Source organism: Streptomyces sp. JH14, assembly GCF_029428675.1.
In the GTDB taxonomy this organism is placed as follows: domain Bacteria; phylum Actinomycetota; class Actinomycetes; order Streptomycetales; family Streptomycetaceae; genus Streptomyces.
The window spans coordinates 5,573,826-5,594,786 of the sequence record NZ_JAJNEL010000001.1 but is presented as its reverse complement, the minus strand read 5'-3'; the positions used below and the strand labels follow the sequence as shown (position 1 = coordinate 5,594,786).

The 20,961-nt window shown below is 70.1% G+C and carries 20 protein-coding genes; 4 read left to right on the top strand and 16 right to left on the bottom strand.

Features of this window, described 5'->3' with window-relative positions; genetic code table 11:
• Positions 1–95: 95 nt before the first annotated feature.
• The 10 genes from LRD69_RS25260 to LRD69_RS25215 all read right to left on the bottom strand — a co-directional run bounded on the left by LRD69_RS25260 (position 96) and on the right by LRD69_RS25215 (position 11,354).
• Positions 96–788, bottom strand: a complete 693-nt coding sequence (locus LRD69_RS25260; protein ID WP_277328829.1) for a response regulator — start codon at positions 786–788, stop codon at positions 96–98.
• A 52-nt stretch (positions 789–840) separates the two neighbouring features.
• Positions 841–3,384 (bottom strand): sensor histidine kinase KdpD, encoded by a 2,544-nt coding sequence (locus LRD69_RS25255; protein ID WP_277328828.1) that lies wholly within the window; start codon positions 3,382–3,384, stop codon positions 841–843.
• Between the two features lie 261 nt (positions 3,385–3,645).
• The gene (locus LRD69_RS25250) at positions 3,646–4,392 is read right to left on the bottom strand and encodes an ABC transporter ATP-binding protein (protein WP_277328827.1); all 747 of its coding nucleotides are present in this window, start codon (positions 4,390–4,392) and stop codon (positions 3,646–3,648) included.
• Between the two features lie 157 nt (positions 4,393–4,549).
• A complete protein-coding gene (locus LRD69_RS25245; RefSeq protein WP_277328826.1) occupies positions 4,550–5,218 on the bottom strand; it encodes a potassium-transporting ATPase subunit C in 669 nt (222 codons plus the stop codon).
• Between the two features lie 16 nt (positions 5,219–5,234).
• The gene (gene kdpB, locus LRD69_RS25240) at positions 5,235–7,358 is read right to left on the bottom strand and encodes a potassium-transporting ATPase subunit KdpB (protein ID WP_277328825.1); all 2,124 of its coding nucleotides are present in this window, start codon (positions 7,356–7,358) and stop codon (positions 5,235–5,237) included.
• Positions 7,355–9,019, bottom strand: coding sequence for a potassium-transporting ATPase subunit KdpA (gene kdpA / locus LRD69_RS25235; RefSeq protein ID WP_277328824.1), 1,665 nt, complete (start codon positions 9,017–9,019; stop codon positions 7,355–7,357). The genes kdpB and kdpA overlap by 4 nt, the downstream gene beginning before the upstream one ends.
• Before the next feature lie 7 nt (positions 9,020–9,026).
• A complete protein-coding gene (gene kdpF, locus LRD69_RS25230) occupies positions 9,027–9,116 on the bottom strand; it encodes a K(+)-transporting ATPase subunit F (RefSeq protein ID WP_037701211.1) in 90 nt (29 codons plus the stop codon).
• A gap of 342 nt (positions 9,117–9,458) precedes the next feature.
• Complete coding sequence (locus LRD69_RS25225; RefSeq protein WP_277328823.1) at positions 9,459–10,232, bottom strand: DUF3710 domain-containing protein; 774 nt, start codon at positions 10,230–10,232, stop codon at positions 9,459–9,461.
• Position 10,233: 1 nt separating this feature from the next.
• Positions 10,234–10,770 (bottom strand): dUTP diphosphatase, encoded by a 537-nt coding sequence (gene dut / locus LRD69_RS25220; RefSeq protein ID WP_277328822.1) that lies wholly within the window; start codon positions 10,768–10,770, stop codon positions 10,234–10,236.
• Positions 10,770–11,354: a PaaI family thioesterase gene (locus LRD69_RS25215; protein ID WP_277328821.1), complete on the bottom strand. Its 585-nt coding sequence runs from the start codon at positions 11,352–11,354 to the stop codon at positions 10,770–10,772. The genes dut and LRD69_RS25215 overlap by 1 nt, the downstream gene beginning before the upstream one ends.
• Before the next feature lie 58 nt (positions 11,355–11,412).
• Here LRD69_RS25215 and LRD69_RS25210 point away from each other — a divergent pair, with 58 nt between their 5' ends.
• Positions 11,413–11,868, top strand: a complete 456-nt coding sequence (locus LRD69_RS25210; protein ID WP_277328820.1) for a DUF3093 domain-containing protein — start codon at positions 11,413–11,415, stop codon at positions 11,866–11,868.
• A 98-nt stretch (positions 11,869–11,966) separates the two neighbouring features.
• Here LRD69_RS25210 and LRD69_RS25205 read toward each other — a convergent pair whose 3' ends face one another.
• From LRD69_RS25205 to LRD69_RS25190, 4 genes are all read right to left on the bottom strand, one after another.
• The gene (locus LRD69_RS25205) at positions 11,967–12,959 is read right to left on the bottom strand and encodes a hypothetical protein (RefSeq protein ID WP_277328819.1); all 993 of its coding nucleotides are present in this window, start codon (positions 12,957–12,959) and stop codon (positions 11,967–11,969) included.
• A 12-nt stretch (positions 12,960–12,971) separates the two neighbouring features.
• Entirely contained in the window at positions 12,972–13,268 is a 297-nt protein-coding gene (locus LRD69_RS25200) for a DUF4193 domain-containing protein (protein ID WP_003965732.1), read from the bottom strand.
• A 406-nt stretch (positions 13,269–13,674) separates the two neighbouring features.
• Positions 13,675–14,910: a HAMP domain-containing sensor histidine kinase gene (locus tag LRD69_RS25195; RefSeq protein WP_277328818.1), complete on the bottom strand. Its 1,236-nt coding sequence runs from the start codon at positions 14,908–14,910 to the stop codon at positions 13,675–13,677.
• Positions 14,911–14,915: 5 nt separating this feature from the next.
• On the bottom strand, positions 14,916–15,569 hold the full coding sequence (locus tag LRD69_RS25190; protein ID WP_277328817.1) for a response regulator transcription factor: 654 nt from the start codon (positions 15,567–15,569) through the stop codon (positions 14,916–14,918).
• 357 nt (positions 15,570–15,926) lie between these two features.
• Between LRD69_RS25190 and LRD69_RS25185 the strand changes: the two genes are divergently transcribed.
• On the top strand, positions 15,927–16,100 hold the full coding sequence (locus tag LRD69_RS25185; RefSeq protein WP_277328816.1) for a hypothetical protein: 174 nt from the start codon (positions 15,927–15,929) through the stop codon (positions 16,098–16,100).
• A 101-nt stretch (positions 16,101–16,201) separates the two neighbouring features.
• Here the strand turns inward: LRD69_RS25185 and LRD69_RS25180 are convergent, their stop codons facing one another.
• Together LRD69_RS25180 and LRD69_RS25175 are read right to left on the bottom strand one after the other, a co-directional pair.
• Positions 16,202–17,029 (bottom strand): inositol monophosphatase family protein, encoded by an 828-nt coding sequence (locus tag LRD69_RS25180; RefSeq protein WP_277329870.1) that lies wholly within the window; start codon positions 17,027–17,029, stop codon positions 16,202–16,204.
• Between the two features lie 13 nt (positions 17,030–17,042).
• Positions 17,043–18,179 carry a ferrochelatase gene (locus tag LRD69_RS25175; RefSeq protein WP_277328815.1) on the bottom strand — a complete coding sequence of 379 codons (1,137 nt, stop codon included), beginning with the start codon at positions 18,177–18,179 and terminating at the stop codon, positions 17,043–17,045.
• A gap of 243 nt (positions 18,180–18,422) precedes the next feature.
• Between LRD69_RS25175 and LRD69_RS25170 the strand changes: the two genes are divergently transcribed.
• Together LRD69_RS25170 and LRD69_RS25165 are read left to right on the top strand one after the other, a co-directional pair.
• Positions 18,423–19,667, top strand: a complete 1,245-nt coding sequence (locus tag LRD69_RS25170) for an MFS transporter (protein ID WP_277328814.1) — start codon at positions 18,423–18,425, stop codon at positions 19,665–19,667.
• On the top strand, positions 19,627–20,946 hold the full coding sequence (locus LRD69_RS25165) for a D-arabinono-1,4-lactone oxidase (protein WP_277328813.1): 1,320 nt from the start codon (positions 19,627–19,629) through the stop codon (positions 20,944–20,946). Before LRD69_RS25170 ends, LRD69_RS25165 begins: the two co-directional genes overlap by 41 nt.
• Positions 20,947–20,961 lie beyond the last annotated feature (15 nt).

Below are 20,961 nucleotides of genomic sequence, written 5' to 3'. Positions count from 1 at the left end.
GGTGTCCGTTGTCTCACTCGGACGGGTGCGCAGGAGCCTCGAGGGGTTGACTCCCCCGTTGTCTCCTGCTTCCGGCCTCCCGTCGCACGCGGCGCTCAGTCCCGTTCGAAGCGGTAGCCCATGCCCGGCTCGGTGACGAAGTGCCGCGGGTGCGAGGGGTCCGCCTCCAGCTTGCGCCGGAGCTGGGCCATGTAGACCCGCAGATAGTTGGTCTCGGTGCCGTAGGAAGGTCCCCACACCTCCTGCAGCAGCTGCTTCTGGCTGACCAGCCGGCCACTGTTGCGGACCAGCACCTCCAGCAGATGCCACTCGGTCGGGGTGAGCCGCACGTCGCGTCCGTCCCGGTGGACCTTCTTCGCCGCCAGGTCGACGGTGAACCCGTCGGTCTCGACGACCACGACGTCGTCGGCGCCGTCCTGGCCGACCGGTTCCGCCCGCCGGACCGAGGCACGCAGCCGGGCCAGCAGCTCGTCCATGCCGAACGGCTTGGTGACGTAGTCGTCGGCGCCGGCGTCCAGCGCCTCGACCTTCTCGTCGGACGTGTGACGGGCGGAGAGCACCAGGATCGGCACCCGGGTCCAGCCGCGCAGCCCCCTGATCACCTCCACGCCGTCCATGTCCGGAAGTCCGAGGTCGAGGACGACGACATCGGGATGACGTGCGGCAGCGAGCTGGAGGGCGGTAGCGCCGTCGGGCGCCGCGTCCACCTCGTACTTGCGCGCCTTCAGGTTGATCACGAGGGCGCGTACGATCTGCGGCTCGTCGTCGACCACAAGCACCCGGGTCATCGGGACCTGCCTCTCTGCTGTACGGAAACGATCTGCTGAGGAATGGCGGTGCTCACGAGACGACCTGCACGGGCAGATCGGGTCCGACCGGAACGTATCCCGACACCGCCTTGAGCGTCAGGACCATGGTCATGCCCCCGCCGGGGGTGTCCTCGGCATCGAGGGTGCCGCCCATGGATTCCACGAAACCGCGGGCGACGGCGAGCCCCAGACCGACGCCGGCGCCGCGCGGGGCGTCGCCGTAGCGCTGGAAGGGCTCGAAGATCCGTTCCTTGCCCTCGTCGGGGACGCCGGGGCCGCGGTCGGCCACCCGTAGCTCGACCCGGTCGCTGAGCGCGCTGGCGGCCACGGTGACGCGTTTGCCGTCGGGGCTGTACTTGACGGCGTTCTCGACGATGTTGGCGACGGCCCGCTCCAGCAGCCCCGGGTCGACGGCGACCATGGGCAGCGTCTCCGGGATGTCCAGCTCGACGCTTTCCTCCGGTACGCCTCCGAGGGCCATCGGGACCACCTCGTCGAGGTCGATCTCGCGGATCAGCGGCGTGACGGTGCCGGTCTGCAGCCGGGACATGTCGAGGAGGTTGCCGACCAGGTGGTCGAGGCGGTCGGCGCCGTTCTCGATGGCTTCCAGGAGCTCCGCCTCGTCCGCTTCGGACCAGGACACGTCGTCGGAGCGCAACGAGCTGACGGCGGCCTTGATGGCGGCCAGCGGGGTCCGCAGATCGTGGCTGACGGCGGCGAGGAGGGCGGTCCGTATCCGGTTGCCCTCGGCGAGCCGCCGGGCTTCCTCCGCCGCCCCGATCAGGCGCTGCCGGTCGAGCACGACGGCGGCCTGCGCGGCGAACGCGCCGAGCACCCGGCGGTCCTCGGCGGGCAGCACCCGGCCGGAGAGCGCGAGCGCCATGTGGTCGCCGACGGGCATGTCCACATCGGCGTCCTCGGGGCGGGAGACCGGCGCCGGGCCGACGCTGCCCGCACAGGTCCACGGGTCGACGTCGCTCCGCCTCTCCAGGAGCGCCACGGACTCCATGGCGAAGGTCTCGCGGACCCGGTCCAGCAGGGCGTCCAGGGTGGTCTCGCCGCGCAGCACGCTGCCGGCCAGGAAGGAGAGGATCTCGGACTCGGCGCGCAGCCGGGCCGCCTGATGGGTACGCCGGGCCGCCAGGTCGACGACGGAGGCCACCGCCACCGCCACCGCGAAGAAGATCACGATCGCGACGAAGTTCCGGGGGTCCTGCACCGTCAGCGTGTGGGTCGGCGGGGTGAACCAGTAGTTCAGCAGCAGCGAGCCGACGGCCGCGGACGCGAGGGCGGGCAGCAGACCGCCGAGCAGGGCGGCGGCGACCGTCATGAAGAGGAAGAGCAGGACGTCGTTGGCGAGCCCCGGACCGTCCGCCATGCGGGTCAGCAGAAGCGTGAGCAGGACCGGACCGCCGACCCCGGTCACCCAGCCCCAGATGATCCGGGCCCGGCCCAGCCGGGCGCCGCGGGAGATCGGCAGTCCCCGGCCCTTGGCGACCTCGTCGTGGGTGACGATGTGGACGTCGAGGTCGGGGCCGGACTCGCGCGCGACGGTGGCGCCGACGCCGGGCCCGAAGACGTACTGCCAGGCCTTGCGGCGGCTGGAGCCGAGCACGATCTGGGTGGCGTTGACCCCACGCGCGAACGCGAGGAGCGCCGCGGGTATGTCGTCTCCGATGACGTGGTGGAACGTACCGCCGAGGTCCTCGACGAGGGTGCGCTGGCTGGTGAGTTCCTTGGGCGACGCGAAGGTCAGTCCGTCGCTGCGGGCGATGTAGACGGCGAGGATCTCGCCGCCGGAGCCCTTGGCGGCCATCCGGGACGCGCGGCGGATGAGTGTACGGCCCTCGGGACCGCCGGTGAGTCCGACGACGATGCGCTCGCGGGCCTGCCAGGTGGAGCTGATGTTGTGCTCGCCGCGGTACTGCTGGAGGTACTCGTCGACCCGGTCGGCGACCCAGAGGAGGGCGAGCTCGCGCAGGGCGGTGAGGTTGCCCGGGCGGAAGTAGTTGGACAGGGACGCGTCGATCCGGTCCGGCTTGTAGATGTTGCCGTGGGCCATCCGGCGGCGCAGCGCCTGGGGCGACATGTCGACCAGCTCGATCTGGTCGGCGCGGCGGACCACCTCGTCGGGGACGGTCTCACGCTGCCGTACGCCGGTTATCGACTCGACGACGTCTCCGAGCGACTCCAGGTGCTGGATGTTGACGGTCGAGACGACGTCGATGCCGGCCTGGAGGAGTTCCTCGACGTCCTGCCAGCGCTTGGCGTTGCGGGAGCCCGGCACATTGGTGTGGGCCAGTTCGTCCACCAGGGCGACGGCCGGGGCGCGGTCCAGGACCGCGTCGACGTCCATCTCGGTGAAGACGGCCGAGCGGTACTCGATCTCGCGGCGCCGGATCTGTTCGAGGCCATGCAGCATGACCTCGGTGCGCGGCCGGTCGTGGTGCTCCACGAAGGCGACGACGCAGTCGGTGCCCCGCTCCACTCTGCGGTGGGCCTCGGAGAGCATCGCGTACGTCTTGCCGACGCCCGGTGCCGCACCCAGGTAGATCCGAAGCTTGCCGCGTCCCATGGCCCCATTGTCTTTCAGATAGCCGACTGCGGCCGTTGCGGCAGCCGATCTCGAAGTTACTCCGAGAAATTGCGACAAATAGGGCACAAGGTGAGGGTGAGGGCTGAATTGACAGGATTCTGACGCGTCGAGTGGGGTCAATCCGGCGCGCCTGCGCGCGCGTCCCGCCCGGCCCGGCAGAATGTCCGGCTCAGCGGCCCGGCGCGACCCGGGCCGGCCCGGCGGTCGGGGACGGCACCCGGGCACCCTTCCCCCACCCCCTTACGCGTACTCGACGATGTGCCCGTCGCTCAGCTCCAGCACCCGGTCCGCCAGCCCCAGCAGCTGCGCATCGTGCGTCGCCACCAACGCCGTGACCCCCTCGCTCCGCACCACCGCCCGCAGCAGCTCCATCACCGCGAGCCCGGTCTCCGCGTCGAGCTGCCCCGTGGGCTCGTCCGCGATCAGCAGCGCGGGCCGGTTGGCGAGCGCGCGGGCGATGGCCACACGCTGCTGCTGGCCGCCCGAGAGCTCCCCGGGCCGCTGCGCGGCATGGTCGCCCAGTCCGACCAGGGAGAGCAGCAGCGCCACCCGGTCCTCGCGCTCGCGCGGGTGCGCCTTGCGCAGCCGCATCGGTACGCCGACGTTCTCGGCGGCGGTCAGGATCGGGATCAGCCCGAACGACTGGAAGATGAAACCGATCCGGTCTCTGCGCAGCTCCAGCAGCCCGTTCTCGCCGAGCTCGGAGAGGTCCGTGCCGCCGACCGTGATCCGGCCGCCGTCGGGGCTGTCGAGGCCGCCGACCAGGTTCAGCAGCGTCGTCTTGCCGGAGCCCGAGCGCCCCTTGAGTGCGACGAGCTCGCCGCGCTGCACCTCGAAGAAGACTCCGCGCAGCGCGTGGACGGCGCCCGCGCCGGTTCCGTACGAGCGGTGCAGGTCCTCGACGCGGACCATCGGCCCGCGAGCCGGGTCCTCGGCGACGGCCGTGCCGCCCTGTCCGGTGTTCGCCGCGCCGCTTCGGTCGGTCATGTCGCCCCCGTGCGTGTTCGGTCCCCCTGCCGGCCGCCAGTATGTGCATGAGGCACATGGACGGGCAATGGCCCGGGCTCCCGGCACACCACGGCTCCGGGCCGCCGTGGTCCGTACAGCGTGACCACGGCGGCCCGGCGCATCGGCCGGCGGAGGATCAGCCTCCGTTCACCAGCTCCTTGAGTGCGATGTTGAGCTGCAGGACGTTGACCCGCGGTTCCCCGACGAAGCCGAGGATCCGGCCGTCGGTGTGCTGGGCGACGAGCTTCTCCACCCGGGCGACGTCGAGGTGGTTCCGCTCGGCGACGCGGCGCACCTGGAGCTGTGCGTACTCGGGGGAGATGTCCGGGTCGAGACCGGAGCCGGAAGAGGTGACGGCGTCCGCCGGCACGTCCGAGGGCTTGACCGGGTGACCGGACACGGAGTTGTCCTTGACGACGGCGGCCTTGGCGGCGGTCACCCAGTCGATCAGATCCTTGTTGTCGCCGGACCGGTTGGTCGCGCCGGACAGGATCAGCTTGTACTGGGGGTTGACGCTGTTGGTGCCGAGGCCGTTGGACGGGCGCGGCTGGAACCACTTGAGGTCCGGGGCCGCGGTCTCCTCGCCCTTCTTCAGCGGCAGGTCGTAGCGCTGGCCGATCCTCTCGGAGCCGACGACCTTGCCGGCTGCCGTGATCTCGGAACCGTTGGCCTTGTCCGGGAAGATCCCCTGGGCGACACCGGTGACGGCGAGCGGGTAGATCACGCCGCAGACGATCGTGAGGACGAGCAGGGCGCGCAGCCCGGCCCAGAGCAGCCGAACGGTGTTTCCTGCGGAGTTGTTCATGGAAGTCATGGCGCGATCAGCCGATTCCGGGAATGAGGGAGAGGATCAGGTCGATGATCTTGATGCCGATGAACGGGGCGATCAGGCCGCCGAGTCCGTAGATCCCGAGGTTGCGCCGGAGCATCGAGTCGGCGCTGCTCGGCCGGTAGCGCACGCCCTTCAGGGCCAGCGGCACCAGCGCGATGATGATCAGCGCGTTGAAGACCACCGCGGAGAGGATGGCGGACTCCGGCGAGGACAGGTGCATGATGTTCAGCTTGTCCAGGCCCGGGTAGACCACCGCGAACATCGCCGGGATGATCGCGAAGTACTTCGCGACGTCGTTGGCGATCGAGAAGGTGGTCAACGCACCACGGGTGATCAGCAACTGCTTGCCGATCTCCACGATCTCGATGAGCTTCGTCGGGTTGGAGTCCAGGTCCACCATGTTCCCGGCCTCCTTGGCGGCCGAGGTTCCGGTGTTCATTGCCACGCCGACATCGGCCTGCGCGAGCGCAGGTGCGTCGTTCGTACCGTCGCCGGTCATCGCGACGAGCTTGCCGCCCGCCTGCTCACGCTTGATGAGGGCCATCTTGTCCTCGGGCGTGGCCTCGGCGAGGAAGTCGTCGACGCCGGCCTCCTCGGCGATGGCCTTCGCGGTGAGCGGGTTGTCACCCGTGATCATGACGGTCTTGATGCCCATGCGGCGCAGTTCGTCGAACCGCTCCCGCATGCCCTCCTTGACGACGTCCTTGAGGTGGATGACGCCGAGGATCCGGGCGCCCTGCTCGTCGTCGACGGCGACCAGCAGCGGCGTACCGCCGGCCTGGGAGATCGTGTCGGTGAGGGTACGGGCGTCCGGCGACACATGGCCGCCCCGCTCCTCGACCCAGGCGATGACCGAACCGGTCGCGCCCTTGCGGATCCTGCGCCCCTCGACGTCCACACCGGACATCCGGGTCTGCGCGGTGAAGCCCACCCACTCGGCTCCCACGAGCTGCCCCTGGTGACGCTCGCGCAGCCCGTACTTCTCCTTGGCCAGGACGACGACCGAGCGGCCCTCGGGCGTCTCGTCGGCGAGCGAGGAGAGCTGGGCGGCGTCGGCCAGTTCGGCCTCCGTCACGCCCTTGACCGGGACGAACTCGGCGGCCTGCCGGTTGCCGAGGGTGATCGTGCCGGTCTTGTCGAGCAGCAGCGTCGACACGTCACCGGCGGCCTCGACGGCGCGTCCCGACATGGCGAGCACATTGCGCTGGACCAGCCGGTCCATGCCGGCGATACCGATCGCCGAGAGCAGCGCGCCGATGGTGGTCGGGATGAGACAGACCAGCAGGGCGGTCAGCACGATCATCGACTGCCGCTGTCCGGCGTAGATCGCGAACGGCTGCAGGGTGACGACGGCGAGCAGGAAGACGATGGTGAGGGACGCGAGCAGGATGTTGAGCGCGATCTCGTTGGGCGTCTTCTGCCTGGCGGCGCCCTCGACCAGGGCGATCATCCGGTCGATGAAGGTCTCACCGGGCTTGGTGGTGATCTTGATGACGATGCGGTCGGAGAGCACCTTCGTACCACCGGTGACGGCCGAGCGGTCGCCGCCCGACTCGCGGATGACCGGTGCCGACTCGCCCGTGATGGCGGACTCGTCGACGCTGGCGACACCCTCGACGACGTCTCCGTCGCCGGGGACGATGTCACCGGCCTCGCAGACCACCAGGTCGCCTATGCGCAGGTCGGTGCCGGGGACGTGCTCCTCGTTCGTCCCGACGAGCCGGCGCGCGACCGTGTCGGTCTTGGCCTTGCGCAGCGTGTCGGCCTGGGCCTTGCCGCGGCCCTCGGCGACGGCCTCCGCCAGGTTGGCGAAGATCGTGGTGAGCCAGAGCCATGCGGCGATCGCCCAGCCGAACCAGTCGGTCGGGTCCAGGGCGGCGAGGACGGTGGTGAGCACCGACCCGGCCAGGACCACGAACATGACGGGCGACTTGACCATCACCCGCGGGTCGAGCTTGCGTACCGCGTCGGGGAAGGACTTGAGCAGCTGCTTGGGGTCGAACAGCCCCGCGCCGACGCGTCCTTCGGGCCGGTGGCCGGGCGCGTCCTGGTGCGGCGCCAGGTCCTTGGTGACAGTGGACATCGAGTCCTCTTGCTTCAGTTTCGTGGTCATGACGCCAGCCCTTCGGCCAGCGGTCCCAGTGCCAGCGCCGGGAAGTAGGTCAGACCGGCGACGATCATGATGGTGCCGACGAGCAGTCCGCTGAAGAGCGGCTTGTGCGTGCCGAGCGTGCCGACGGTCGCGGGTACGGGCCGCTGCTCGGCGAGCGAGCCGGCCAGGGCCAGGACGAACACCATGGGCAGGAACCGGCCCAGCAGCATCGCGAGCCCGATGGTGGTGTTGAACCACTGGGTGTCCGCGTTCAGGCCGGCGAACGCCGAACCGTTGTTGTTGGCGCCGGACGTGTAGGCGTAGAGGATCTCGGAGAATCCGTGCGCACCGGAGTTGGTCATCGAGTTGACCGGGGTGGGCAGGGCCATCGCCGCGGCGGTGAAGCAGAGCACCAGCGCCGGGGTGATCAGGATGTAGCAGGCCGCGAACTTGATCTCACGGGTGCCGATCTTCTTGCCGAGGTACTCGGGGGTGCGGCCGACCATCAGGCCCGCGATGAACACCGCGATGATCGCCATGATCAGCATGCCGTAGAGACCGGACCCGGTACCACCGGGGGCGATCTCGCCGAGCTGCATGCCCAGCATCGTGATACCGCCGCCGAAGCCGGTGAACGAGGAGTGGAAGGAGTTCACCGCGCCGGTCGAGGTGAGCGTGGTGGCCACCGCGAAGATCGACGAGCCGCCGACCCCGAAGCGGGTCTCCTTGCCCTCCATCGCCCCGCCCGCGATGTCGAACGCGGGTCCGTGGTGCGCAAACTCGGTCCACATCATCAGCGCGGTGAAGCCGAGCCAGATGACACCCATCGTGGCGAGGATCGCGTAGCCCTGCTTGAGGGAGCCGACCATCCGGCCGAAGGTGCGGGTCAGAGCGAACGGGATGACCAGGATCAGGAAGATCTCGAGGAGGTTCGAGAGCCCGTTGGGGTTCTCGAAGGGGTGGGACGAGTTGGCGTTGAAGTAACCGCCGCCGTTCGTGCCCAGCTCCTTGATGGCCTCCTGGGAGGCGACCGCGCCGCCGTTCCACTGCTGCGAGCCGCCCATGAACTGGCCGACTCCGTGGATGCCGGAGAAGTTCTGGATGGCACCGCAGGCGACCAGGAGGATCGCGCCGATCACAGCGATCGGCAGCAGGATCCGTAGGGTGCCGCGCACCAGGTCGGACCAGAAGTTGCCGAGCTCACCGGTGCGGGAGCGGGCGAAACCACGTACGAGCGCCACTGCGACGGCGATGCCGACGGCGGCCGAGACGAAGTTCTGCACCGCGAGGCCGCCGGTCTGGACGACATGGCCCATGGCCTGCTCGCCGTAGTACGACTGCCAGTTGGTGTTGGCGACGAAGGACGCCGCCGTGTTGAACGCCTGGTCGGGATCGATCGAGGCGAAGCCGAGCGAGCCGGGCAGACTGCCCTGGACCCGCTGCAGCAGGTAGAGGAAGAGGAGGCTCACCGCTGAGAAGGCGAGGACCCCACGGAGGTATGCGGGCCAGCGCATCTCCGTGTCGGGGTTGGCGCCGATGGCCTTGTAGACCCACTTCTCGACGCGCAGGTGCTTCTTCGACGAGTAGACGGCGGCCATGTAGTCGCCGAGCGGACGGTACGCCAGACCCAGCGCCACAACGAGCGCGAGCATCTGGAGCACACCAGCGAGGACGGGGCTCATATCGGGCTCAGAACCTCTCCGGGTACAGAAGGGCGAGGACGAGATAGCCCAGGAGGGCGACGGCCACGATCAGGCCGACAATGTTCTCGGCAGTCACAGCTTCGCCACCCCCTTGGCGACGAGAGCCACCAGCGCGAAGACCGCGATCGTGGTGACGACGAAGGCCAGGTCGGCCACCGTGTGCTCCTAGATGAGGACGGGTTTTCGGACTTCTTGAGGAAACCCCCGTCCGAAGCCTCTTCGGCCTGCGTTGATGCCTTCCTTACGGGGAGGACCATGCCCTTGACGGCGCCCATACGTGCCGCATACGCGCCCCATACGTGTCCCTCGTACGCCCCGGCACGTGCACCGTGCAGGTACGCAGAAGGCCGGTGGGCCGCACCCCCCTGAAGGGGAGTACGGCCCACCGGCCTGAGCCGTCTTGTGCCGCGACGGAGCCTCAGCGCACCTCGGTGATCTCCGGTCCGCGCTGCAGCTGACCCATGCCGCCGGAGAACTTCGAGCCCTCCTGGTCCTCCTGCTGGACGCCTTCGGGCACCATCTGGGCGTCGTCGGGCAGCTTGAGGACGATCGGGTCGCGCGGCGCCATCGGGCCCTCACCACGGACGACCACGGTGTCCCGGAAAATCGTTTCCAGCAGCCCGGCGGCCTCCGGCTGCACGGCTCCCTGGCCGGAGATCACTCCGCGCAGGAACCAGCGGGGACCGTCGACGCCGACGAAGCGCACCAGCTGTACGCCGTTCGTCCCGTCCGGAAGCTGCACGGGAACCTGCGCCCGCAGCTCCCAGCCCAGCGGGCCCTCGAGCTCGTCGATGATGCCGCCCTGCTTGGTGATGCCGACGGCGATCTCGTCGCGGACCTCGCCCCAGATGCCCTCCTTCTTGGGGGCGGCGAAGGCCTGCAGCTGGATCGCGCTGTCGCGCAGCACGACGGTGGCGGCGACGATCGCGTCACCGGCGACCTCCACGCGCAGTTCCATGCCCTCGACCCCGGGCACGAAGATGCCGCCCAGGTCGACCCGGCCCTCGCCGGGCTGGGAGACCTCGTCGATGTCCCACGGTCCGTCCGGCCGCGGCGCCGGCGGGAGATTCACCCGGCGCGCAGCGCTCTCGGCGGCGTCGGTGTCATCGAGCTCGTCGACGACCTGCTCGGCCTCGCGTGCTTCGTCCGCCACGTCCTCGGCGGACCCACTCTTCTTGCGACGTCCGAACACGTCACTGTCCTTCCCGGTCGGGTACGACCGAAGCGTAGCTGTTCCCGCCATGGGTGATCCCGCCCCTGACGCCTTCAACATCATCACCGGCCGCATGCCCGCCGGTGGATCCGAAGCCCCCCTCGCCCCGCGCCGAGCCGGGCAGCTCCGACACCTCGTGGAAGCGCACCTTCTCGACCTGCTGGACGACCAGTTGGGCAATCCGGTCGAACCGTTCGAAACGCACGGTCTCGCGCGGGTCGAGATTGATGACGATCACCTTGATCTCTCCACGGTACCCGGCATCAACCGTCCCCGGAGCATTCACCAGGGCGACTCCGCAGCGTGCTGCGAGACCGGACCGCGGGTGCACGAACGCGGCGTACCCGTCGGGCAGGGCGATCGACACGCCGGTGGGCAGCACCGCCCGTTCGCCGGGAGCGAGTTCGGCGGCCTCGGTGGTCACCAGATCGACCCCGGCGTCGCCCGGGTGTCCGTAGGACGGAATAGGCACGTCCGGATCGACCCGGCGAATCAGTACGTCGACGGGATGGCGCATCACGGGTTCACCTCGAAGGCGCGGACCCGCCTGGACTGGTCCGGGTCTGACATCGCGGCCTGGATCTCGGCCGGGCGGCCGTTCTCGATGAAGTGGTCGACCTTGACCTCGATGAAGAGGGCCTCGGCGCGGACCGCGACGGGCCCGTCCGGGCCGCCGATGCGGCCGGTCGCCCGGGAGTAGAGCTTGCGACCGTGCACGGCGGTGATCTCGGCGTCCAGGTGCAGCACGGTGTCCACCGGCACGGGACGCACGAAGTCGGTCTCCAGCCGCCCGGTCACCGCGATCACCCGCAGCAGCCAGTTCAGCGAGCCGAGCGTCTCGTCCAGTGCGGTGGCCAGCACGCCGCCGTGCGCCAGGCCCGGAGCGCCCTGGTGGGCGGGCTTCACGGTGAACTCGGCGGTGACCCGCACACCCTCACCGGCCCGCGCCTGGAGGTGCAGCCCGTGCGGCTGTCCCCCGCCGCAGCCGAAACAGTGTTCGTAGTGCGACCCGAGGAGCTCGCCGGGGGCCGGGGCCTCGGGGTGCCGGACCGGTTTCACCGCGTCGGCCGGTGGCTTCAGGGACGTAGATGTTCCACTCACAGGCGCAGACCTTACCCGCGCGGCTACGTGCAGGTCGCGCCGTGCCAAGCTTGGGTTCATGCAGCCTTCCACCCCGCCTTTCGACGAACGTCTGACCGCGCCCCGTTCGTGGTGGCTCATCGCCTTCCTGATCGGCATCGCCTGCGCCCTGGTGCTGCTGCCGCTCGGCATCCTGCCCCTGCTGGCCGGCCTGGTCGGCGGCACGGCCCTGGCCTCGCTGGTGGTCAGTTCGTACGGCTCCGTCCGGATCCGCGTGGTGGCGGGCGCCCTGGTTGCGGGCGACGCCCGGATCCCGGTGACGGCGCTCGGCGCGGCCGAGGCGCTGGACGCCGAGGAGGCGCGTGCGTGGCGCTCGTACAAGGCGGACACGCGCGCGTTCATGCTGCTGCGCAGCTACATCCCCACGGCGGTGCGGATCGAGGTCACCGACCCGGCGGACCCGACCCCGTACGTCTACCTCTCGACCCGTGAGCCGCAGGCGCTGGTGGCAGCGCTCACGGCGGTGCGGGCGTAGGGCCCTTTCTTCGGATCGGCCCCGCGGAGCGCGCGGCCGACTGCGCCGACTGCTCCGGCTGCGGAGGTGCGGGGGCTCCTGCGGGCGTGCGGCCCGGTTCAGCCCTCGATCTCCTTGGGTAGGTCCTTGTGCAGCTTCCGCGGCCGCTCCAGCGGCGGCAGCTCCGGAAGCCGGTCCCAGGGGATCTGGCGCTTGCGCAGGTCCTTCCTGACCCGCTCGGCGAGCTTCCTGGTATCACGGCGGTTCATCATCGCGCCGACGGCGGCGCCGACCATGAACGGGATCAGGTTCGGCAGGTCACGGACCATGCGCTTCATGATCTGCTGGCGCAGCTCCCGCTTCATCTGACCGCCCAGCGCCGCGTTGACCGTCGTGGGATGGGCGACGTCGATGCCGCGCTCCTCCGTCCAGGAGGTGAGGTAGGCGGCGCTGCGCTGGGTGAGTCCGCCCGGCGGGCGCTGGCCGTAGACCTCGTGCAGTTCGGCCACGAGCTTCATCTCGATCGCGGCCACGCCGGTGATCTCCGCGGCCAGCTCGGCGAGCAGGGCCGGCGGTACGGGCATCATGGCCGCCGCGCCGATACCGGCACCCACCGTGGCCGTGCCCTTGCTCGCCCCTGCGATGAGTTTGTCGGCGAGCTCCTCGGGCCCGAGGCCCGGGAACTGCTTGCGCAGGGTGGCGAGGTCGCGCACGGGGACGCGGGGAGCCGTTTCGATGATCCGGTCGGCGATATGACCGATCGCCGCCTTGGCGCCCTCCCCGCTCTTGCGTACGCCCCGCTTCACTGATTCCAGACGGCCTGCCCCGGTCACGGGCTCCGTCCTGTCGACCTGCTCGGCCCCACCGGCCGCGTCGACTGCTGGTACTGCTGCGTGTCCTGCTCGTGCGACCTCTGCCGCAATGGCCGCTTCCACCGCTTCGAGCGAGGCCCAGCGGCCCCGCTCGTCGTCCCACTCGCCCGCGGAGGGCGGCAGGGCGGACCGCTCGGCAGGCGCTGCTACGCCTTCCACCGGGCCTGTACCGCCCTGATACGCCTCCGACGACCTCTTGCGCCACAGGTGCCGCTTACGGAACGGTGTGTCGCCTGCCACGGCCGACCGAACCTAGTCGCAGTCGCGGCAGATCGGCTGGCCGTTCTTCTCGCGGGCCAGCTGACTCCGGTGGTGCACGAGGAAGCAGCTCATGCACGTGAACTCGTCGGCCTGCTTGGGCAGAACCCTTACGGCCAGTTCCTCATTGGACAGGTCTGCGCCGGGCAGCTCCAGTCCTTCGGCTGCGTCGAACTCGTCGACGTCGACGGCGGACGCCGTCTTGTCGCTCCGGCGCGCCTTGAGCTCTTCAAGGCTGTCCTGGTCGACGTCGTCGTCGGTCTTGCGTGGGGTGTCGTAATCCGTTGCCATTTGTCGCTCTCCCCCTCTGGGTGTCTGCGGTGTCTCAGCGCACGTAACGCGTGAGAGGCCGGACTTGTGCCCGACCTGAGGCGGAGATTTTGCCTCACATCAAGGTCTGTTACTCAATCGACACCCGAGCGGACCTCTCGAGAGCGATCGGCTTGGGTGGCGAAGGGGACCGTACACGGTCCGAACGGAGTGCTTCACGGGTGCCACCCCGTGTACTTCCCGTGATATCGGCCCCCGAAAACCCTGCTTTTTGCCGGATTTTTGGTGGGAGGCCTGATCACGGAGCGTGGACGTGCCGAAATTCGATCCTGTGATCGATCACACAGGGTTCCTCACGGCACGGGTCCCGAAAATTCCGCTCAAAGCGAACGGGGCAATTCGTGGACGATTCGCTCGGACCAGCCTCTCAGACCGGTACGGTGACGCGCATCACGAGACCACCGCCTTCACGGGGCTCCGCGATGATCCGGCCGCCGTGAGCGCGCGCGACGGACCGTGCGATCGACAGGCCGAGCCCGACCCCCTTGTCGCTGCCCGTCCGCTCCGTACGCAGGCGCCTGAAGGGCTCGAAGAGGTTGTCGATCTCGTACGCCGGCACCACCGGGCCGGTGTTCGAGACCACCAGAACGGCCTGACCCGGCTGCAGCTCGGTGGTGACCTCCACCCAGCCCCCTTCCCGGACGTTGTAGCGCACGGCGTTCTGTACGAGGTTCAGCGCGATCCGCTCCAGCAGCACGCCGTTGCCCTGGACGACGGCGGGCACGATCTCGGCGCGGATCTCCACCCCCTTCGCCTCGGCCTCGCCGCGCGTCTGGTCGAGCGCGCGGGAGGCGACCTCGGCGAGGTCGACCGGTTTGCGCTCGATGATCTGGTTGTCGCTGCGGGCGAGCAGCAGCAGGCCCTCGACCAGCTGCTCGCTGCGCTCATTGGTGGCCAGCAGGGTCTTGCCGAGCTGCTGGAGTTCCGGCGGTGCCTCCGGGTCGGAGAGATGGACCTCCAGCAGCGTGCGGTTGATCGCCAGCGGGGTGCGCAGCTCGTGCGAGGCGTTGCCGACGAACCGCTGCTGCGCCGTGAAGGCCCGCTCCAGCCGGTCGAGCATGTCGTCGAAGGTGTCGGCGAGCTCCTTGAGCTCGTCGTCCGGTCCGTCCAGCTCGATCCGCCGGGACAGGTCCGTGCCCGCCACCCTGCGGGCGGTACGGGTGATCCGGCCCAGCGGGGAGAGCACTCGTCCCGCCATGGCGTAGCCGAAGGCGAAAGCGATGACGCTCAGACCGACGAGAGCCAGCAGCGAGCGGTTCAGGAGCGTGTCGAGCGCCTGCTGGCGCTGATGGTTGACGCAGGAGTTCATGGCCGCGTTGACGGCGCTCGGCGACGACCCCTCCCCGGAGAGATTGCACACCTCGCTGGACACCTGGCCGCTGACGATCTTGAACGGCAGCTCGCTGCCCACATGCAGAGCCTGTGCGGCCAGCATGTAGATGATCGAGAGCAGCAGGATGCCGGCGATCAGGAACATCCCGCCGTACAGCAGGGTGAGCCGTATGCGGATGGTCGGGCGCAGCCAGGGGTACGGGGGCTCCAGCTGTTTGGGGTCCCAGGTGGGCTTCGGAGGCGCCGAGGGTGGCGCGGGGGCGGCGGACACGGCGGTCAGATCCGGTATCCGGAGCCGGGCACGGTGACGATCACCGGCGGCTCGCCGAGTTTGCGGCGCAGCGTCATGACCGTCACGCGGACGACGTTGGTGAACGGGTCGGTGTTCTCGTCCCAGGCCTTCTCCAGGAGCTGCTCGGCCGAGACGACCGCGCCCTCGCTGCGCATCAGGACCTCCAGCACGGCGAACTCCTTCGGCGCGAGCTGGATCTCCTGCTCGTCGCGGAAGACCTCGCGGCGGTTGGGGTCCAGCTTGATGCCGGCGCGCTCCAGGACGGGCGGCAGCGCGACGGTGGTACGGCGCCCGAGGGCCCGTACCCGCGCGGTCAGCTCGCTGAAGGCGAACGGCTTGGGCAGATAGTCGTCGGCGCCGAGCTCCAGTCCTTCCACCCGGTCGCTGACGTCCCCGGACGCGGTGAGCATCAGTACCCGGGTCGGCATGCCCAGCTCGACGACACGGCGGCAGACGTCGTCGCCGTGCACCAGGGGGAGGTCCCGGTCCAGCACCACCACGTCGTAGTCGTTGACCTCGATGCGCTCCAGGGCAGCCGCACCGTCGTACACGACGTCGACGGCCATGGCCTCCCGGCGCAGTCCGGTGGCCACCGCATCGGCGAGCAGCTGCTCGTCCTCCACGACGAGTACGCGCACGGCGCTGTCCTTCCTTTGAAACTTCAGAACGTCCGAATGAGCCCACGGACCGTGATCCGGGCCGCTCAGCAGCACTGTCTGTGCGGCTACATCCTGCCCGCAACGCGTATAAACCGGCGGTAAGGCGACGGGGCACCACCTGCGGGTTCCGGGAATTCACCGGATTTCCGGGCCAGTTGAGGTTTCTCTGAGCCTGGGCCTGGGGAGGACGAATTCACACCCGCGATCACGTCATGCATGTGGCACTCCACGGCCGCTCCGTCCCCGGAGAGTGCGTGATCACCCGCCCTACCGCCCTCGGCGGAGGGAAACCCGGGCACACCCCCGTGCCACCGACCCACGATGAGGGGGCGCACTATGGACGCTTTCACCGCAGGTCTGCTGCAACGCATCAGGACCACCCAGTCCGACCTCACCAAGGCCCGCGAGACGGGCGACGACTTCCTCGCGGACGTCGAGCAGAGCGAGCTGGACGATCTCCGCCGTCTGGCCGCCGAGCACGGCGTCGAGATCGGCGCCACGGCCGTCTGAGTCGTCGGCACAGGGCCCCGGCGTCATCACCGACGCCGGGGCCCTGTGCCGTCCCTGAGCGTCCACCACAGCCCGTACCAGGGGCTTTGCCGGCGGTCCGGTCAGTCGTGCCAGGCTCCCAGCTCGTCCAGGAGGGGCTGCAGGAGCTCGAAGACGCCCGGCGACGCGGCCACCGTCAGGTCGCCGTCGGCGGGGAGTCCGGGCCGACCGCCGGTGCGGGCGCCCGCCTCCCGGGCGATCAGGTCACCGGCCGCGAGGTCCCACGGGTGGAGTCCGCGCTCGTAGTAGCCGTCCAGCCGGCCCGCTGCCACATCGCACAGATCGACGGCCGCCGAACCGCCGCGCCGGATGTCGCGCAGCTTCGGGATCAGCTGCCGGGCGATGTCCGCCTGGTGCGTACGGACGTCGGCGACGTAGTTGAAACCGGTGGCGACCAGTGCCTGGCCGAGCGGCGGTGCGGGCCGGGTGCGCAGCGCGGCACCCTTGCCGTAGGCCCCGCCGTTTGCGTACGCACCGCCGCCGAGGACCGCGTGGTACGTCTCGCCGCGCATCGGGGCCTCCACGACGCCGACGACCCGCTCGCCGTTCCGCTCGGCCGCGATGGAGACGGCCCAGGTCGGCAGTCCGTAGAGGTAGTTCACCGTGCCGTCGAGCGGGTCGATGACCCAGCGGATGCCGCTGCTGCCCTCGGAACTGGCGCCTTCCTCACCGAGGAAGCCGTCGCGGGGGCGGCGTTCGGTGAGGAAGCCGGTGATCAGCTTCTCGGCGGCGATGTCCATCTCGGTGACGACATCGACGGGGCTGGACTTGGTCGCGGCCACGCCCAGATCGACGGGGCGGCCGTCGCGCAGCAGTGCACCCGCGCGCCGGGCCGCCTCCAGGGCGAGGTCGAGCAGTTCGGAGAGGACGGGGTCGGTCTCAGAGGGCACGGACGTCACGGGTTCAGCGCTCCTGGGCGTAGGGACTGTCGGCGCCCGCGGCAGCGGGCTTGGGGGCACGGGCCGGGCAACAGCCGACGGGGCAGAGGTCATGGCTCGGGCCGAGCGCCCCGAGCGCGCACCGCTCCACCGGGCGTCCCTGCTCGGTGGCGGCGCGCTCCAGCACGAGCTCGCGCACGGCCGCGGCGAACCGCGGGTCGGCGCCGACCGTCGCTGACCGGCGGACCGGCAGGCCGAGCTCGGCGGCCTTCGCGGTGGCCTCGGTGTCGAGGTCGTACAGGACCTCCATGTGGTCGGAGACGAAGCCGATGGGGGCCATCACCACGGCGGGCACGCCGTCCCCGTGGAGCGTCTCCAGGTGGTCGCAGATGTCGGGCTCCAGCCACGGGATGTGCGGGGCGCCACTGCGCGACTGGTAGACGAGCTGCCAGGGGTGATCGATACCCGTCTCCTCGCGGACCGCGTCGGCGATCAGCCGGGCGACGTCGAGATGTTCGGTGACATAGGCGCCGCCGTCGCCGTGCGTCTCCCGGGGGCCCGAGGCGTCGGCGGCGGAGGTGGGGATGGAGTGCGTGGTGAACGCGAGGTGCGCCCCGGCCCTGACGTCCTCGGGGAGGTCGGCGAGGGACTTCAGGACGCCGTCCACCATGGGCCGTACGAAGCCGGGGTGGTTGAAGTAGTGCCGGAGCTTGTCGACGCGCGGCACGGGCAGCCCCTCGGCCTCAAGGACGGCCAGCGACTCGGCGAGGTTCTCCCGGTACTGCCGGCAGCCGGAGTACGAGGCGTAGGCGCTGGTGGCGAGGACGGCGATGCGGCGGTGCCCGTCGGAGGTCATCTCGCGCAGGGTGTCGGTGAGGTACGGGGCCCAGTTGCGGTTGCCCCAGTACACCGGCAGATCGAGCCCGTGATCCGCGAAGTCCTTGCGCAGGGCGTCCAGCAGGGCTCTGTTCTGGGCGTTGATCGGACTGACGCCGCCGAACAGGAAGTAGTGCTTGCCGACCTCCTTGAGCCGCTCCTCGGGGATACCGCGGCCGCGGGTCACATTCGCCAGGAACGGAACCACGTCGTCCGGGCCTTCGGGACCGCCGAAGGAGAGCAGGAGCAGGGCGTCGTAGGGAGCGGGAGCACGCAGATCGGACATGGGAACGATCCTGCCACCCGCCTGTGACAGGGCTTCGACCGACGTCCGTCGGCGCGTCCGTCCGGCTCCACCGGCGCGTCCGTCCGGCGGCGGGCCCCGGCGTCGTCCGCGGTCTCCGGCCTGGTGACCCGCCCGTAAGCTGTATCGGCTGCCTTCACGCATTACAGGCCTCGCGTCACGGGCATTGCCCTGCACGTACCGCCGACACCACCCGCGCATCACCTCGCTGTACCGGAGCCCCGCTTGCCCAGTCCCTACCGCGCGATATTCGCCGCCCCCGGCACCAAGAGGTTCTCGGCGGCCGGTTTCTTCGGCCGGATGCCGCTGTCCATGATGGGCATCGGCGTGGTGACCATGGTGTCCCAGATCACCGGCCGTTACGGACTGGCGGGCGCGCTCTCCGCGACGCTGGCGATGTCGGCCGCAGTGCTCGGCCCGCAGGTGTCCCGGCTCGTCGACCGGCACGGGCAGCGTCGCGTCCTGCGCCCCGTCACCCTGGTTGCGATGGCGGCGGTCGCCGGCCTCCTGGTCTGCGCGCAGCAGCGGCTGCCGGACTGGACCCTGTTCGTCTTCACGGCGGGCGCCGGCTGCGTGCCCAGCGTGGGTTCGATGGTCAGGGCACGCTGGGCGGAGATCTACCACGGTTCGGCGCAGCAGCTGCACACCGCGTACGCGTGGGAGTCGATCGTCGACGAGGTGTGCTTCATCTTCGGGCCGATCATCTCGATCGGTCTGTCCACCGCATGGTTCCCCGAGGCGGGTCCGCTGCTGGCCGCCGTGTTCCTGCTCGTCGGCGTCTTCTGGCTGACGGCCCAGCGCGCCACCGAGCCGGTGCCGCACCCGCGCGAGCAGCACAGCGACGGCTCGGCGCTCCGCTCCCCCGGTCTTCAGGTGCTCGTCGTCACCTTCGTGGCGATCGGCGCGATCTTCGGGGCGGTCGATGTGGTGACGGTGGCGTTCGCCGAGGACCACGGCCACAAGGCGGCGGCCAGCCTGGTGCTGGCCGTGTACGCACTGGGGTCCTGCCTCGCCGGAGCGGTCTTCGGGCTGTTGCATCTCAAGGGAAAGCCGTCCACCAGGTGGGTGGTGGGGGTGTGCGCCATGGCCGTGAGTATGATCCCCCTCCAACTGGCCGGGAACCTGCCGTTCCTGGCCGTGGCGCTCTTTGTCGCGGGCCTCGCCATCGCACCGACGATGGTCACCACCATGGCCCTCGTCGAACAGCACGTACCGCGCGCCAAGCTGACCGAGGGCATGACCTGGACCGGTACCGGGCTCGCCGTCGGTGTGGCGCTCGGCTCCTCGGCCGCCGGCTGGGTGGTCGACGCGTCCGGGGCCGAGGCGGGGTACGCCGTGCCCTTCGTGGCGGGAGTGCTCGCGGCCGCGGTGGCGTTCCTGGGGCATCGCCGGCTGGGCAAGCCGGTTCCTACGGGGAGGCGCGGGGAAGATGACCGACACCTACGCACGGACGACGAGCGCGTGGCGTAACTGGGCGGGGAATGTCACCGCCCGTCCGGTACGGGCCGTGTCCCCCGCCTCGGTGGACGAGCTCGCCGACGTGCTGCGCAAGGCGGCCGAGGACGGCCTGAGGGTGAAGGCGGTCGGGACCGGGCACTCCTTCACCGCGACCGCCGCCACGGACGGCGTCCTGATCCGCCCCGATCTGCTCACCGGCATCCGGGAGATCGACCGGACGGCGATGACGGTGACCGTCGAGGCCGGCACCCCGCTGAAGCGGCTGAACACCGCGCTCGCCCGGGAGGGCCTGTCGCTGACCAACATGGGCGACATCATGGAGCAGACGGTCGCCGGGGCCACCTCGACGGGCACCCACGGCACCGGCCGCGACTCGGCGTCCATAGCGGCCCAGATCCGCGCCCTCGAACTGGTCACGGCGGACGGCAGGGTGCTGACCTGCTCCGCCGAGGAGAACCCCGAGATCTTCGCGGTGGCCCGGATCGGGCTCGGCGCGCTGGGTGTCATCACGGCGGTCACGTTCGCCGTGGAGCCGGTCTTCCTGCTGACGGCCCGCGAGGAGCCGATGGCCTTCGACAAGGTCACGGCCGACTTCGATCAGCTGGTCGCCGAGAACGAGCACTTCGAGTTCTACTGGTTCCCGCACACCGGCAACTGCAACACCAAGCGCAACAACCGCAGCGCGGGCCCCGCCGCCCCGCCCGGGAAGGTCAGCGGCTGGATCGAGGACGAGTTCCTCTCCAACGGGGTCTTCCAGGTCGCGTGTTCGCTCGGCCGGGCGGTCCCGGGCGCCATCCCGTCGATCGCCAAGATCTCCAGCCGCGCCCTGTCGGCCCGTACGTACACCGACATCCCGTACAAGGTCTTCACCAGCCCGCGCCGAGTCCGCTTCGTGGAGATGGAGTACGCCCTGCCGCGCGAGGCCGCAGTCGAGGCACTGCGTGAGGTCAAGGCGATGGTCGACCGCTCGCCGCTGCGGATCAGTTTCCCCGTGGAGGTGCGCACGGCCCCCGCGGACGACATCGCGCTCTCCACGGCCTCGGGCCGGGAGAGCGCGTACATCGCCGTCCATCTCTACCGGGGCACGCCCTACCAGGCGTACTTCACCGCGGTCGAGCGGATCATGACCGCCCATGGGGGCCGCCCGCACTGGGGCAAGGTCAACACCCGCGACGCCGCCTATCTGGCCGGGGTGTACCCCCGGTTCGGCGAGTTCACCGCCGTACGCGACCGGCTGGACCCGGACCGGCTGTTCGCCAACGACTACCTGCGCCGGGTCCTGGGCGACTGACCGCCGGCGCAGCCG

Bases quoted from the DNA above. Each gene is read 5' to 3' on its own strand.
- LRD69_RS25260 (WP_277328829.1), bottom strand. From the start codon at position 788: ATGACCCGGGTGCTTGTGGTCGACGACGAGCCGCAGATCGTACGCGCC.
- LRD69_RS25255 (WP_277328828.1), bottom strand. From the start codon at position 3,384: ATGGGACGCGGCAAGCTTCGGATCTACCTGGGTGCGGCACCGGGCGTC.
- LRD69_RS25250 (WP_277328827.1), bottom strand. From the start codon at position 4,392: ATGACCGACCGAAGCGGCGCGGCGAACACCGGACAGGGCGGCACGGCC.
- LRD69_RS25245 (WP_277328826.1), bottom strand. From the start codon at position 5,218: ATGAACAACTCCGCAGGAAACACCGTTCGGCTGCTCTGGGCCGGGCTG.
- kdpB (WP_277328825.1), bottom strand. From the start codon at position 7,358: ATGACCACGAAACTGAAGCAAGAGGACTCGATGTCCACTGTCACCAAG.
- kdpA (WP_277328824.1), bottom strand. From the start codon at position 9,019: ATGAGCCCCGTCCTCGCTGGTGTGCTCCAGATGCTCGCGCTCGTTGTG.
- dut (WP_277328822.1), bottom strand. From the start codon at position 10,770: ATGCGCCATCCCGTCGACGTACTGATTCGCCGGGTCGATCCGGACGTG.
- LRD69_RS25210 (WP_277328820.1), top strand. From the start codon at position 11,413: ATGCAGCCTTCCACCCCGCCTTTCGACGAACGTCTGACCGCGCCCCGT.
- LRD69_RS25200 (WP_003965732.1), bottom strand. From the start codon at position 13,268: ATGGCAACGGATTACGACACCCCACGCAAGACCGACGACGACGTCGAC.
- LRD69_RS25185 (WP_277328816.1), top strand. From the start codon at position 15,927: ATGGACGCTTTCACCGCAGGTCTGCTGCAACGCATCAGGACCACCCAG.
- LRD69_RS25175 (WP_277328815.1), bottom strand. From the start codon at position 18,179: ATGTCCGATCTGCGTGCTCCCGCTCCCTACGACGCCCTGCTCCTGCTC.
- LRD69_RS25165 (WP_277328813.1), top strand. From the start codon at position 19,627: ATGACCGACACCTACGCACGGACGACGAGCGCGTGGCGTAACTGGGCG.